The sequence below is a fragment of the Arthrobacter sp. Hor0625 genome, from assembly GCF_052567525.1.
The window spans coordinates 1,006,572-1,018,951 of the sequence record NZ_CP199586.1; the positions used below are offsets into that span (position 1 = coordinate 1,006,572).

The following is a 12,380-nucleotide window of genomic DNA, read 5'->3' on the forward strand; positions in this document are numbered from 1 at the left end:
CGGTCCGGCTCAGGGGCGTCTGCGCGCGGGCGGTACAGGCGATACGCAGGGGGCGGATGTTTCGGAAAATGTCGCCGGGGCCGGCGCTGGGTCAGCGGACGCGTTCGGCGCGGCGGAACCTGGACCGAGCCCCGGATCCGAGGTGCAGCAACACCGGCGTGCGCTTGCCCACGACGGCGTCCAGCGCCTCCACGAGGGCCGTCAGTTCCGCGGCGAGGGTATGCGGAGCGACGCCCTGGCGCGGCTGGATCCGGATCCGCAGGGCCGGCTCGCCCTCGAATTCGTAGGTGGCCACCGTCGCCCCGGCGAGATCCGGGCGGTCGGCCAGTGCGGCACGGAGGGCCTGTTCGGCCACTCCGCCGCCGATCCGGACGTTTCCGGGCACGGGGCCCGCGTCGTCTTCGGCGACCAGGAGGTTGGCCCGGCCCTTACCCTGCTGCGCGAGCCAGGCCACCATCAGGCCGATGACGAGCAGCAACAGGACCACCATGACCATCCAGAGCCAGCTCACCGGCTGGCCGGGGATCCGGGTTCGGTCGAACAGTCCGCGCAGGCCGTCCCACAGGCCCGCGGACCAGCCCTGCCACCACGGGCCGACGGCGGGGACGGTGGCCAGCAGGACCAGCAGCGCCCCGATCAGCAGGAGTTTGAGGCCAAGGATTCCGAGCAGGATGCGGTTGAGGATCCGCGGGGTGCCGTTCACGCGCCGATCACCCCCGCGGACGCCAGGTTGACCCGGACCACGGGCAGGGGCGAGGGGGCCATGTCACGCAGTTCGTCCTCGACGGCCGCCTGGATGTCCGCAGCCTGCAACGGAACCCCCGAGGTGGGGCGGACGTTCACCTGCACCTCGCGCCGGGAGACCACCACCATGACCTGCTCCTGGGTGACGTTGGCCGCCAGCCGGGCACGGCGGGCCAGCGCGGAGGCGATCACTTCGTCGTCGACCACGACGGCGGCGCGCGGGTTTGCGAGCACGTGCCGGGCCCTCCTCCCCGGAAGCACGGCGTTGAGGAAGAAGAAGAGTCCCGCGACGAAGACCACTGCGCCGGCTGCGCCGAGCAGCAGGGGCGGCACGCCGGCGGGCAGCGCGGTGATCCGCTCCGCGGCGGTCTGCGGATCGATCAGCCACGGGGGCTGGCCGACGGCCCGGACCGCGGTTTCCAGCAGCGCATAGCCGCACAAACCAATGACGAGGACCGCTGCGATCACGGAGGCGGCCGCGCGGGAGGAGGTGGTTTCCCTGGCCAGGATCCGGTCCAGGCCGGCCCCGCCGGGGCGGTCCGGCGCGGGTGACCCGGCGCCGGTGGCCGGCGTTGCTGTGTCGCTGCGCTCGGCAGTCCGGCTCATCGGACCCTCCCGCCGTCAGTGACGCTGGCGCCGCTGATCCGGATGTCCACCCGGCTCAGCTGCGCGCCGCTCAGTTCCGTCACCCGGCGCAGGATCTGCGCCTTCGCGGTCACGGCACGGTCCCAGATGGGGCCGCCGAGGGCGCCCACCCGGTGCGGGTCCCGCAGCACCGAGGTCAGCGAGGGTACCGCGATGGGAGTGACCAGCGACAACGCCAGCAGGCCGCCGTCGTCGTTCCAGTCCGCGCGCACGTCCTGCGCGGCCACCCCGAGGGCCTCGGCCGCGGCCGCGCGGGCCACGCTGGTGAGGGCCTGCGTGCTGATCCGGTTGTGTCCGGCCAGGGGCCGGACCGCGGGCATGCTCATGAGGAGGAGCGCCGGCCCGTGATGGCATCCACGACGCTGCGCAGGTCCAGCTTCCCTTCCGCCGCGCGGCCCAGCAGGGCGCCGAGGGCCATGAAGAGCAGGGAGCCCAGGAAGCCCCAGACCCCGAAGGCGAAGGACATGAAGGCCAGGAAAGCGCCGGCGGCCAGGCCGACTACGGTCAGGTTCACTGCAGTGCCTCCCTTGCGGGCCGCGCCTCGACGGCAGCCGACGGTTTCGGCGGCCCGGGCACGAAGACGTCGTGGATTTCGATGTTGACTTCAATCACCTGCAGGCCCACCAGTTCCTCGACGGCGGCGTAGACGGCGGCCCGGATCTGGTCCGCCAGCGGATGCAGCGGCGTGCCGTAGAGGGCGACGAGGTCAATGTCCACGGCCACCTGTGTCTCGCCGACCTCGGCGCGCACGCCGGCCGCGTGGTCCGCGCTGCCGACGGCGTCCCGGATTGCTCCCAGGGCCCGGGACGGTCCGGTTCCCAGGGAATAGACACCCGGGACCGCGCGGGCGGCGATGCCGGCGACTTTGGCCACCGCGGCCTCGGAGATGACGGTGCGGCCGGTGGCAATGCGGGCCACGGGCGGCGGTCCCGCCTCCGGTACCGCGGCGGGCTGAGAATCCTGGTACTCCATCTGGCACTCCCCCTTCTCTTTGACTCCACCCTAGTCCCAGGGACCGACGGCGGCGCCAGCCCCGCCGGGAAATCCGCGGTTGGCTCGAGGCCGGGAGCGGCTTACTTGCAGTTCGCTGCAATCCAGCCGGTCACCGGGGCTACCGCCAGAGAAATAATGGCGTAGTCGCAGGCGTCCTAGGGGTGGGCCTCCTGGGTGCTGGCTTGCTACTGAGCGGGTCTACACCGAACTTCCTTGCGGAGGCCGAGTCATGAGCCACGTATACGGAGCCTGATGGGGCGGCGCGAGTTCCGAAGTGACTTCGAAGCCAAACTGGCTGTAGAACCTGACATTATCCTCGCTTGAGGTCTCGAGCAGTGCGGGGATACCAGTCTCGTCGCACTGGGCCAACACCGGTGACAGCACGGCGCCGCCGAGACCAAGCCTCCGGCGTTCGGGCGCCGTACCCATAGTTGCCAGATACCAGTACTTGGAACCGGGACGGCGCGCGGCGATTGCATCTTCGGCGGCCTGGACGCTGGAGGCATTCACGCCAACAACCCGTCGTAGTACGGCTTCACGTCGGTCACTGTCGTGCTTCGGGATGCTTGTGGGCTGCGGCTGTATCCAGGCGGCGACGCTCGACCCCTCGTCAGTCATCCAGACCTCACCCAGGTATTTGACGGTTGTTTCGAGATCCACTTTGAAGGCTTCAAGGAGACGCTGCTCGTAGTTCGCTTCCGGCAGCACCCAGCGTGTCCATACATAGTCTCTAAACGCCGCCGCCAGCGTAGCCGCTGCGGTGCCCGTGTCTGCCAGCGTCGCTCTGCGTGTCCCGGCGTAAGGTTTCCCTGCCGGGAGTTCGCGGGCGCTCGAGAGGCTCATAAGTTGCCGTCCTTTATCCCGTCATAGTAATGAACCCTGCGGCGAACGCGCGCCGGGGCACCGCTGCGACCACAATAGCTGCAGGGGCGCCTCAGCAGGTTGAGTCGCAGCGGCTTGGTCACCGTGACCTGCAACGAGGATCCAGCGCATCGTTTCCGAGTCATGAATTGCCGGTGGTTTTGGCCGACTCGGTGGGGACCGTGCGGAGAATCAGAAACCCAAAGATGAGCAGGGTGACGTCTCCGCCGACCATGAAGGTCCACCGCCACGCCGTGCTGACGTCCCCCAGCTGGAGGGCAATGTCGCCGAGGGCGTGGAGGATGATCAGGGGCCACAGTGAGACGCCCCGCAGCCGCAGTGCCGCCAGGCCCATCCCGAAACACGTAGCCCCGACCACCTGCGCTGCGGTGATGGCAGGGTTGGCTCCGAAGGCGATGTTGGCCAGGTGTGTCAGGCCGAAGAGCGCGGAGGACAGCAGTGCGGCCCTGGTCGGGGTCCACGATGCGAGGCTTTTCAGGATCAAGCCGCGGAACCACAGCTCCTCGTAGACGCCGGTGGCGAGGTAGCCCAGAACGAGTGTCGCTCCGGCCTGTAATCCGATGTCTTTGATGCCTGCCGCGAAGGGCGCCAGGATCACCAGCGCGGGGACGATGAGCAACCCGGCGTGCACCCTGCCGGCGGTAAAGAGGTCGCGGCTGGTCGCGGCGACGACGATGCACGCGAAGGCGGCCAGGGCCAGCACAGCGATGAACCTTTGCTGCATGGGTTCCAAGCCAGGGGCCAGCCAGTTGATGAGCAGGGCCGCGAGGAGCGTGGCCGCTATGGTGATTCCTGTCAGGGTCAGGGGGGTGCGCAGGGGACGTGCCGGGGCGGCGGTTTGGGTTTCGGTCATAGTCTCTCTTCCTTCCGGTTCAGTGCCCGTGCTCAGTAGCCGTGGGTGGGTGCGGGGACGGGGACGGGTGCCCCCGAATCGGCGGACAGGGGCAGGACCCGGCAGCGGATGACGGTAGTGACCGCCCGGGCGGCGACCATGGACAGTGCCATGATCACGAAGGCTGCGGTCCATGCGTCGGCTCCTGTGATGGCGTTGCTGATGGAGAAGTCCCGGATTCCGGCCGCGGCCCATCCGTTGGCTGACTCGGCGAAGGCGATCCGTCCCCCGATGACCAGCAGCCACAGCAGGGCGTACGGCAGACCGGCCGTGCTGGTCACGGCCCCGTCGGCGCGGCGCCGGACCGGCATGAGCACGCCGGCGAGGATGCCCAGGGCGACGCCGGCGCCGCCGCCGATGAAGTCGAGGGCGACGTCGTTGCCCCGCGTGGGGACGTTGGCGAGCAACAGAACCCCCGCGACGGCGGCGAGCAGGAGCGGCATGGCGAGGCGGCGGCGGGTGACGGGCCGGGTGCCGAGGTTGGTGGCGAGGATGAAGATCAGGAGGCCGATGTTGAGCAGCCATTGTGCGGTGGTCATGGGATTCTCCGGTACGTACTGGGGCGGCCATGCAGCCCGTGGGGTGTGCTTTCTTCAAAGCTACGCAGGAGAATCGGGGACGGATTCGGCCCGGCGGTGGATTCCGAACCGGCACCTTGTCCACCCGGGGGTGGAGGCCTCATTCCCTCCGTGGAGAGCCAGGTAGGGCCGGCTGGATGGAGAGCCGGGAGGCTCAGCCGGTGACCAGGCGGTGGCGGAAGGCGAAGCCGACCAGTTGGGCCCGGTCCCGCATGCCTGTCTTGGCGAGCAGGTGGTTGATGTGTGTTTTCACCGTTGAATCAGAGACGAACAGGCGGTCGGCGATTTCGCCGTTGGACAGCCCTTCGGCCACGAGGACCAGGACGTCGGTCTCCCGGGGGGTGAGGCCGTGGGGCCGTTTGGCGGGCGGGGCATCCCCGGCGCCGGGGATCAGGCCTGCATGGTCACCCCGGGCCAGAGCTTCAAGGAGGCGCCGCTGGACGGTGGGGTCCAACTGGGCTTCGCCGGCGGCGACGGTGACCAGGGCGTGCTTGATTTCCTCGGCATCGGCGTCCTTGGTCAGAAACCCCCGCGCGCCGGCCCGCAGCGCCGAGAACACCCATTGGTCGTCTGCATAGGTGGTCAGGACGACGACGCGGACTGCGGGTGTTTGCTGGCTGAGGAGGTCGGTGGCTTCGACTCCGTTCATGACCGGCATGTGAAGGTCCATCAGGACGACGTCGGGCCTCTGCGTCTGAGCCTGGCGGACGGCGTCGGCGCCGTCGACAGCGGTTCCGACGACCTCGATACCCTCCAGCAGACCCAGGATCATGGACAGGCCGTCCCTGACCACTTTCTGGTCGTCAGCGATCAGCACCCGCACCCCGGCTTCCTGCACCGCCCGCTCCCCTCCGCTCAGTGCCACCAGCATCTCACGCCGACATGCCCGGTGGTCGCCCGGTACGGACCGTCGCGGGTAATCTCCACTCCAGGTCTGAGGAAGACGGTGACGGAGTGTGGGACGATTCCAGCCATGAACTTCCCGCGCCAATGGCTCACCCCGCTGGGCCTGGCCATGGTCGCCCTGGTGGCCCTCACCGCAGGCTTCAGCGACCCGGGCTTTGCAACCGGCGGCCCCGGACTCCTTAACGCGCTGGCAGCACTGGCCTTCGCCGGCGCCGCCGTTCCGTTCTTGACCCGCAAGACCCTGCCACCGGCCGCCTACGCCGCACTCACGGCACTCATGGCACTGGCTGTGGTGGGGATGCGCGTCGCGGACCCGGCAGGCGAGGTCATCGCCTTGTTCCTGCTGGCAGCGTTTGCGCCGCTGCGTCCCCCGCGGGCCGTCCTGGCCGCCGTGACTTTGCTGGGGGTGCTGGCATTCAACGTCCTCCAGCTCAGCTCCGGGCATTCCGCCCTCCCGTTGATCGTCGCAACCGACGCCGGCGCGGCGTTCTTCTTCCTTGTCGGCACCTTGCTCCGGACGGAAAGCGAGCAGCGGCTGCGCATTACCGCGCTCCTCCAGGAACTGCAGGCCAGCCGCGAGGCGGAGCAGGCAGCCACCCTGGCCGCGGAGCGCGGCCGAATGGCACGGGAAATGCACGACGTCCTGGCCCACACCCTGTCGGGGCTGGCACTCCAGCTCGAAGGTGCACGGCTGCTGGCCCAAAGCACCAACACCGATACCCAACTGCTCGAGACAATCCAACGGGCCCAGCAACTGTCCCGCTCGGGCCTCACGGAGGCACGCCGCGCGGTCCGGACCCTCCGCGGCGAGGAGATTCCCGGACCCGAATCAATCGGTTCCTTGGTCGACCAGCACCGGCTCGCCTCCAGCGGCATGGCGCGCTACCGCACCTTGGGACAACCGGTTCCGCTCCCTCCGGAGGCAGCTCTGGCCCTCTACCGGACCTCGCAGGAAGCGCTGTCGAACGTCCGGAAACACGCCCCTGGATCCGATGTCGAGGTAGAGCTCGTCTGGGGACCGGACAGGGTGGACCTTCGCATCACCAACAGCGGCACCGGCATCTCGGATTCCGCGGCGGACCCCGGGTACGGCCTGACCGGCATGACCGAACGCGCGGACCTCGCTAGCGGCACCGTGACAGCCGGACCTCTCGACAGCGGCTTCCGAGTCCAGCTTTCCATTCCGTACTTGCCTGCCCTGGACGGACAGTCCGCCGGATCTCGACCCCGGCCACGGCCCTCCCCCCAGTGACATCAGACCGAGAGCGCCACCCCGGGTGGACACCCCTGCCAGCTTGCTGTGGAACGATTCCTCGCATGGCTTTCGGGACCTGGGACCGTGTGGCGCCGTTGTCGAGCACCGCCAGCTCGCAGAATTCGCCGGTTGGGAGGGTCCCCTGTGGCTCAGGGCCGAGAGCGGCCTACTTGCAGTTCGCTGCAATCCAGCCGGTCACGGGGGCCATGGCTTCCTCGAACTTGCCGCTGGAGTAGACGGTCTGGTCGCTCAGGCCGGCGACGGCCACCCGGTTGAGCTCGGCGAAGTCGGCCTTGATGCTTTCCGGTGCCCGCTCTGCCGTGCGGCTGAGTTCGGCTTTGAGCTGCTCCAGTTCGGCGGTTTTACCCTGCGCCGCCGACAGCGGCAGCAGGGAGGCGCCGGTGGCCTGCTCCGCGATGGTCTTGCAGGCCTCGGCCGCCGAGGGGAAGTCGCCGTAGGGCCCGGCGGAGGCGGTGGTGGTGGCTTCCGGGGTGGAGGCTGCCGCCGGAGCCGACGACGACGGCGGAGCGGGCGGGGCCGTGGTCCCGGGCGCAGAGCACCCGGCAAGGGCCAGGGCGGCAAGGAGTGCGGTTACGGTCGGTGCTGCGGTCTTCACAATTACTCTTCTGCTCGGGCGGTGCGCCCCGGACCGGTTCAGGACGGCCCGCGGCAATGGCGTTTTCCCCAGCGAGCGAGTCTAGCCGGACCCGCCGGCGTGTCCCCAACCCCTCCCCAGGAGCGACGGGGATGCGGGGGCAGGACTCAGTTGATGGAAGCGCACTGTCCGGTCAGCGGGACTGCCTGGGGCATGGGGAGGTAGTACGCGCAGGTGTAGCGTGACGCGTCCCCGGTCAGGGCCCAGACCGAACCGCGGCGGCGGCCGGCGCGGCTGTCGAGGGCGGTCCCGTCGCGGGCGGCCAGGCGGTCGAGGACCGAGGAGATGACATCCTCGTGCGTGCAGAGCACGGTCCCGGTGCCACGGGCGTTGTCGACGAGCCCCATCGCCCGGTCGATGCGGCCGTCGGACAGATCGCCGGCCACTTCCACCGAGAGGGACGCACGGCGGGCCAGCGGCCCTACGGTGTCGATGCACCGGGCCGCCGGCGCGGAGAGCACCCGGTCTATTTCAAAGAACGAGCCGAGGCCCTCGAGGGAGCGGGCCGTTGTGTGTCCTTCGTGGGCGAGCGGCCGGGTTATTTCGGAGTGGTCCCACAGGTGCCGCGGGGTGGCTGAGGCCCCGCGGACGAGCAGGAGCATCCTGTCCCGGGCCGGAGCTGCGCGGACTCCGAGTTCCCGCTCGAGCACCACGCCCAGGGCGAGGATCACGGGTCGTTCGCGTGGTTCGCTCAGCGTCCGCAGGGCTGCAGGGAGGCTGAACCAGCGCGCGTCGTCCACTTCCGCGTTGGCCGAGAAGGTGCCGCCCTGGGCCTCGGCGGCCCAGTAGCGGACCGTCTTGAGGCGCCGGCGGCGGTCCAGGTAGGTCACCTGCGGCAACTCGGAACCGGCCCGGCAGACGAGGCCCGTTTCCTCGCCCACTTCCCGCAGCGCGCACTCCTGGTCCGTCTCGCCCGGCTCAGCCTTTCCCTTGGGAATGGACCAGTCCTGATGGTTGCGCCGGTGCACCAGCAGGACCTCCAGGGCCCCGTCCCTTCCTACCCGCCAGGGAAGTGCTCCGGAGGTCCGGGGCATCGCCGTCGTCGTTTCACGGATCACGCCGGGAACGGCCGGCGGCAGGACCGGCTTCCCCGGTGTCCCCTGCAGTCCGTCGAGTCTGCTGTAGAGACCGCCGGCGGCGAGGAGTTGGGAATGGTCGCCGCTTTCGACAATCCGCCCCTTGTCCAGCACGTAGATCCGGTCCGCGCGCCGGAGCGTGGAGAGGCGGTGTGCGATGACGATGACCGTCCGCCCGGCCATGAGCCGGTCCATGCCTTCCATCACGTACTGTTCGGAAATGGCGTCCAGGCCGGAGGTGGGTTCATCCAGGATGACGATCGGCGTGTCCCGGACCAGGGCCCGGGCGATCGCGATGCGCTGGCGCTGCCCTCCGGAAAGACTGACGCCCCGCTCTGCGACCGGGGTGTCATAGCCCAGCGGCAGCCGGTCAACGAACTCGTCGACGTGCGCGGCGTGGGCTGCGGCGAAAACCTGTTCCGGGGTGGCGGCATCCGATCCGTAGGCGATGTTGTCGTAGATGGTGCCGTGGAACAGGATGGATTCCTGCAGCACCATCGAGATTTGCCGGCGCACCGTGGCCAGCTGGAGGTCGCGGACGTCCATGCCGTCCAGGAGGACGGCACCGCCCGTCACGTCGTAGAGCCGCGGAATGAGGCTGACCACTGTCGATTTGCCCGCGCCGGTGGGCCCGGTCAGTGCGATCATCCGGCCCGGCTCCACCCGCAGGTTGATCTTGTGCAGCACCTCGGCGTCGTCGTAGTGGAAGTCGACGTCCCGCAGCTCCACCGCGCCCGCCAGCAGCGGAGCCGGCGGCGTACCGGGGGGATCCGTTATCGCCGGGGCGGTGTTGAGGACGTCCTGGAGCCGTTCCGCGCTGACCTGGCCCCGGCTCATGACCGTCGTCAGCTTCGAGAGTTCCTTCATCGGATCGTAAAGGGCCTTGAGGTAGGCGAGGAAGACCAGCAGCAGGCCCAGCGTCATCGACCCGTCCAGCACCCGCTGCACCCCGGCCCACAGCACCACGACGGTACCGAGCGTGACGATGACATCCACGAGCGGGGACAGCGCCGCCTGGAGCCGGACCAGCCGCAGGCCCGCCGTCATCCGCGCAGCGTTGCGGTCCTGGAAGTCGGCCTCGTGGCGCGCCTCGCTCGAGGAGGACTGCATGACCCGCACCGAGGAGAACGTCTCGGTCATCGTGGAGGCAATGTCGCTGTCCTTCTTGCGCGCGGCCCGGGACGCGGCCTTAATGCGGGGGCGGTACAGCAGCACGGTGGCGAACAGCACCGGTGAGACGGCCAGGGCAATCAGGGCAAAGCCCGGATCGACGACGATGCAGATCGTCGTGATGAACGCCAGGATGAGGACGTTTGGGACCAGGACGGCGAGCATTGAGATGATCATGGCCCGCACATAGTCGATGTCCGTGGTCGCCCGCGTCACCAGGTCACCGAGCCTCTGCTTGTCGTGGAAGGACAGCGACAGGCGCTGGAGGTGGGTGAACACCTCGGAGCGGATGGAGGCCATGACCCGCTCGCCGACGCCGTTGAGGAGCCGGGCCCCGAAGTAGTGGGCCGCCGCATTGGCCACCGTCAGCGCCAACAGGCCCGCTATGGCCACCCACAGCAGCTGTTGCGGCTCCAGCCCGGCCGCACCGATGGCCCGCAGGAATTCGTTCTGGCTCGCCCCGCCCGGGGACTTGAGCACATCATCGACGATGATCTTCAGGGGCCACGGCAGGGCCACCTGCAGGGCAGCCGCGAGGACCACCAAGGCGGCCCCGGCAGCCAGCGCGACGGCGCGCGGTTTCAGAGCCCGGCGGAACCGCCAAAAAGTCACAAACATCCGTTGCCCCGCCCCGGGAGGCCCCCGCGCACAGGGGTGTCCGTCTCGAGCAGATCCGAGATGTCAGCGATCTCCACAGAGCGTCCTCCCCCTCTACGCAACGGGTCCGCTCAATGTCTACCCCGTGCGCCGTCCCCTGTCTAGGACACTGCGGCCCGTTCATCGCCAGCAACTGAAAGGTATGTCCACCTGCCGGCGCGGGACCCGCCGTTCGACGAGGTGCCGGTGCAGCTGAGAGAGCTTCGCTGAGCAGGGACGGGTTTAAGAACGAAAAACCCCGCCGCTCCCGTGTAAACACTGGGAACTGCGGGGTTCTAGCTGGTGGCTCCGACCGGCGTCGATCCGGTGACCTTTCGATTTTCAGTCGAACGCTCTACCAACTGAGCTACAGAGCCTAGGTGACGTGTCACCATGACGGCCGGAATTTCTTCTGGCAATCAGAGCGACCCTGACGGGACTTGAACCCGCGACCTCCGCCGTGACAGGGCGGCGCGCTAACCAACTGCGCTACAGGGCCTTGCTTGTACTGCTTTCCTTGCTTCCGCAGTATCGCTACCGCGTTTTTTCAAGGTCTTTAGCCTACCAGACTTTTTCAGCCGGCTTGACCAGTTTCCTTGCGTACCCCCAACGGGATTCGAACCCGTGCCGCCGCCGTGAAAGGGCGGTGTCCTAGGCCGCTAGACGATGGGGGCCAGGACGCCGTCCGGTAAAACCACTGCAGCAAGGGCAAAAATGTTGGGCCTAAGCCTTCCGTTTCAGCGCCCTTCGGGTTCCTCCGAACTGGACCTATAAAACTATAGGGCCAAGTTCCGGAATCTCCAAAATTGGTGCCCCAACCCGGGAATAAGCTCTGGACAGCACCCCGCCGGGTAGGCCAATGATGGTCGGATGGATGCCACAGCTGCGCTGAATGAGATCGCCTTCTGGCTCGAACGCGACCGCGCCACCACCTTCAAAGTCCAGGCATTCCGCAAGGCAGCCGCCGTCATTGCGGACCTGTCTGCCGAGGAGCTGGCCGCCCGCGTGGCGGACGGCCGGCTCAAGCGGACCAAGGGCATTGGGGACCGGACCTTCGAGGTGATCTCGCAGGCGGTCGACGGCGGCGTGCCCGACTATCTGGCCGGCCTGCGGGAACGCGGCGCCGCCCCGCTGGCCGAGGGCGGCGGCGAACTGCTGGCACAGCTCCGCGGCGATCTGCACACCCACAGCGACTGGTCCGACGGCGGCTCGCCCATCGAGGCCATGCTTGAGGCGGCCGCGCTGCTGGGCCGCGAATACCTCGCCCTGACCGACCACTCCCCGACCCTGCGGATCGCCAACGGGCTCAGCGCCGAACGGCTCACCAAACAGCTGGACGTCATTGCCGGGCTCGGCACCGACGGCGGCAAGGGCGGGGGCGACAGTAAGGCCGGGGCGGCGGGGGTCCGGCTGCTCGCCGGTATCGAGGTGGACATCCTCGAGGACGGGACGCTGGACCAGGCCCCGGAACTGCTGGACCGCTTGGATCTGGTGGTGGCAAGCGTGCACTCTAAGCTCCGCTCGGACAGCCGCACCATGACCCGGCGCATGCTGGCCGGGATCGCCGATCCGCACACGCGGGTGCTGGGCCATTGCACCGGTCGGCTGCTGAACGGCTCGCGCGGCACCCGGCCGCCGTCGGACTTCGACGCCAAGCGCGTCTTCGCGGCGTGCGCGGACCATGACGTGGCCGTCGAGATCAACGCCAGGCCGGAACGGCAGGACCCGCCGGACGAGCTGATCCAGCTGGCCCTGGACGCCGGCTGCCTCTTCAGCATCGACAGCGACGCGCACGCCCCGGGGCAGCTGGATTTCCTGCAATACGGCGCGGAGCGGGCCGCGCGGAACGGCGTTCCGGCGGAGCGGATCATCACCACCTGGCCGGTGGACCGGCTGCTCGACTGGGCGCGCCGCTGACACCGGCGGAATTTTGGCGGGAAACCGTCGA

At 68.8% G+C, this 12,380-nt stretch carries 13 protein-coding genes and 3 tRNA genes; 2 read left to right on the forward strand and 14 right to left on the reverse strand.

Translation table 11 applies throughout. The features are described 5' to 3' along the window. Positions 1–91: 91 nt before the first annotated feature. The 9 genes from ACTWLI_RS04475 to ACTWLI_RS04515 form a co-directional block, all read right to left on the reverse strand. Positions 92–703, reverse strand: coding sequence for a hypothetical protein (locus tag ACTWLI_RS04475; RefSeq protein ID WP_445155475.1), 612 nt, complete (start codon positions 701–703; stop codon positions 92–94). After that, the gene (locus ACTWLI_RS04480; RefSeq protein WP_445155476.1) at positions 700–1,350 is read right to left on the reverse strand and encodes a hypothetical protein; all 651 of its coding nucleotides are present in this window, start codon (positions 1,348–1,350) and stop codon (positions 700–702) included. Before ACTWLI_RS04480 ends, ACTWLI_RS04475 begins: the two co-directional genes overlap by 4 nt. Continuing rightward, positions 1,347–1,709, reverse strand: a complete 363-nt coding sequence (locus tag ACTWLI_RS04485; RefSeq protein WP_445156117.1) for a hypothetical protein — start codon at positions 1,707–1,709, stop codon at positions 1,347–1,349. The genes ACTWLI_RS04480 and ACTWLI_RS04485 overlap by 4 nt, the downstream gene beginning before the upstream one ends. A gap of 2 nt (positions 1,710–1,711) precedes the next feature. Then, on the reverse strand, positions 1,712–1,903 hold the full coding sequence (locus tag ACTWLI_RS04490; RefSeq protein WP_056736281.1) for a hypothetical protein: 192 nt from the start codon (positions 1,901–1,903) through the stop codon (positions 1,712–1,714). Further along, complete coding sequence (locus ACTWLI_RS04495; protein WP_445155477.1) at positions 1,900–2,361, reverse strand: Asp23/Gls24 family envelope stress response protein; 462 nt, start codon at positions 2,359–2,361, stop codon at positions 1,900–1,902. The genes ACTWLI_RS04490 and ACTWLI_RS04495 overlap by 4 nt, the downstream gene beginning before the upstream one ends. A 219-nt stretch (positions 2,362–2,580) precedes the next feature. Then, the gene (locus ACTWLI_RS04500) at positions 2,581–3,225 is read right to left on the reverse strand and encodes a GNAT family N-acetyltransferase (protein WP_445155478.1); all 645 of its coding nucleotides are present in this window, start codon (positions 3,223–3,225) and stop codon (positions 2,581–2,583) included. Positions 3,226–3,385: 160 nt separating this feature from the next. Continuing rightward, complete coding sequence (locus tag ACTWLI_RS04505; RefSeq protein ID WP_445155479.1) at positions 3,386–4,117, reverse strand: CPBP family intramembrane glutamic endopeptidase; 732 nt, start codon at positions 4,115–4,117, stop codon at positions 3,386–3,388. 32 nt (positions 4,118–4,149) lie between these two features. Next, the gene (locus ACTWLI_RS04510; protein WP_445155480.1) at positions 4,150–4,695 is read right to left on the reverse strand and encodes a hypothetical protein; all 546 of its coding nucleotides are present in this window, start codon (positions 4,693–4,695) and stop codon (positions 4,150–4,152) included. Between the two features lie 193 nt (positions 4,696–4,888). Continuing rightward, a complete protein-coding gene (locus ACTWLI_RS04515; RefSeq protein ID WP_445155481.1) occupies positions 4,889–5,599 on the reverse strand; it encodes a response regulator in 711 nt (236 codons plus the stop codon). Positions 5,600–5,707: 108 nt separating this feature from the next. Between ACTWLI_RS04515 and ACTWLI_RS04520 the strand changes: the two genes are divergently transcribed. Beyond that, a complete protein-coding gene (locus ACTWLI_RS04520; protein WP_445155482.1) occupies positions 5,708–6,892 on the forward strand; it encodes a sensor histidine kinase in 1,185 nt (394 codons plus the stop codon). A gap of 169 nt (positions 6,893–7,061) precedes the next feature. Here the strand turns inward: ACTWLI_RS04520 and ACTWLI_RS04525 are convergent, their stop codons facing one another. The 5 genes from ACTWLI_RS04525 to ACTWLI_RS04545 form a co-directional block, all read right to left on the reverse strand. Continuing rightward, complete coding sequence (locus ACTWLI_RS04525; protein ID WP_445155483.1) at positions 7,062–7,511, reverse strand: hypothetical protein; 450 nt, start codon at positions 7,509–7,511, stop codon at positions 7,062–7,064. A gap of 146 nt (positions 7,512–7,657) precedes the next feature. Further along, a complete protein-coding gene (locus tag ACTWLI_RS04530) occupies positions 7,658–10,408 on the reverse strand; it encodes an ABC transporter transmembrane domain-containing protein (RefSeq protein ID WP_445155484.1) in 2,751 nt (916 codons plus the stop codon). Positions 10,409–10,733: 325 nt separating this feature from the next. Beyond that, positions 10,734–10,809: transfer RNA gene (locus tag ACTWLI_RS04535), tRNA-Phe, on the reverse strand. A gap of 48 nt (positions 10,810–10,857) precedes the next feature. Continuing rightward, positions 10,858–10,931: transfer RNA gene (locus tag ACTWLI_RS04540), tRNA-Asp, on the reverse strand. Positions 10,932–11,033: 102 nt separating this feature from the next. Further along, positions 11,034–11,106 (reverse strand) — tRNA-Glu (locus tag ACTWLI_RS04545). Positions 11,107–11,302: 196 nt separating this feature from the next. Here ACTWLI_RS04545 and ACTWLI_RS04550 point away from each other — a divergent pair. Beyond that, complete coding sequence (locus tag ACTWLI_RS04550) at positions 11,303–12,349, forward strand: PHP domain-containing protein (RefSeq protein ID WP_445155485.1); 1,047 nt, start codon at positions 11,303–11,305, stop codon at positions 12,347–12,349. Positions 12,350–12,380 lie beyond the last annotated feature (31 nt).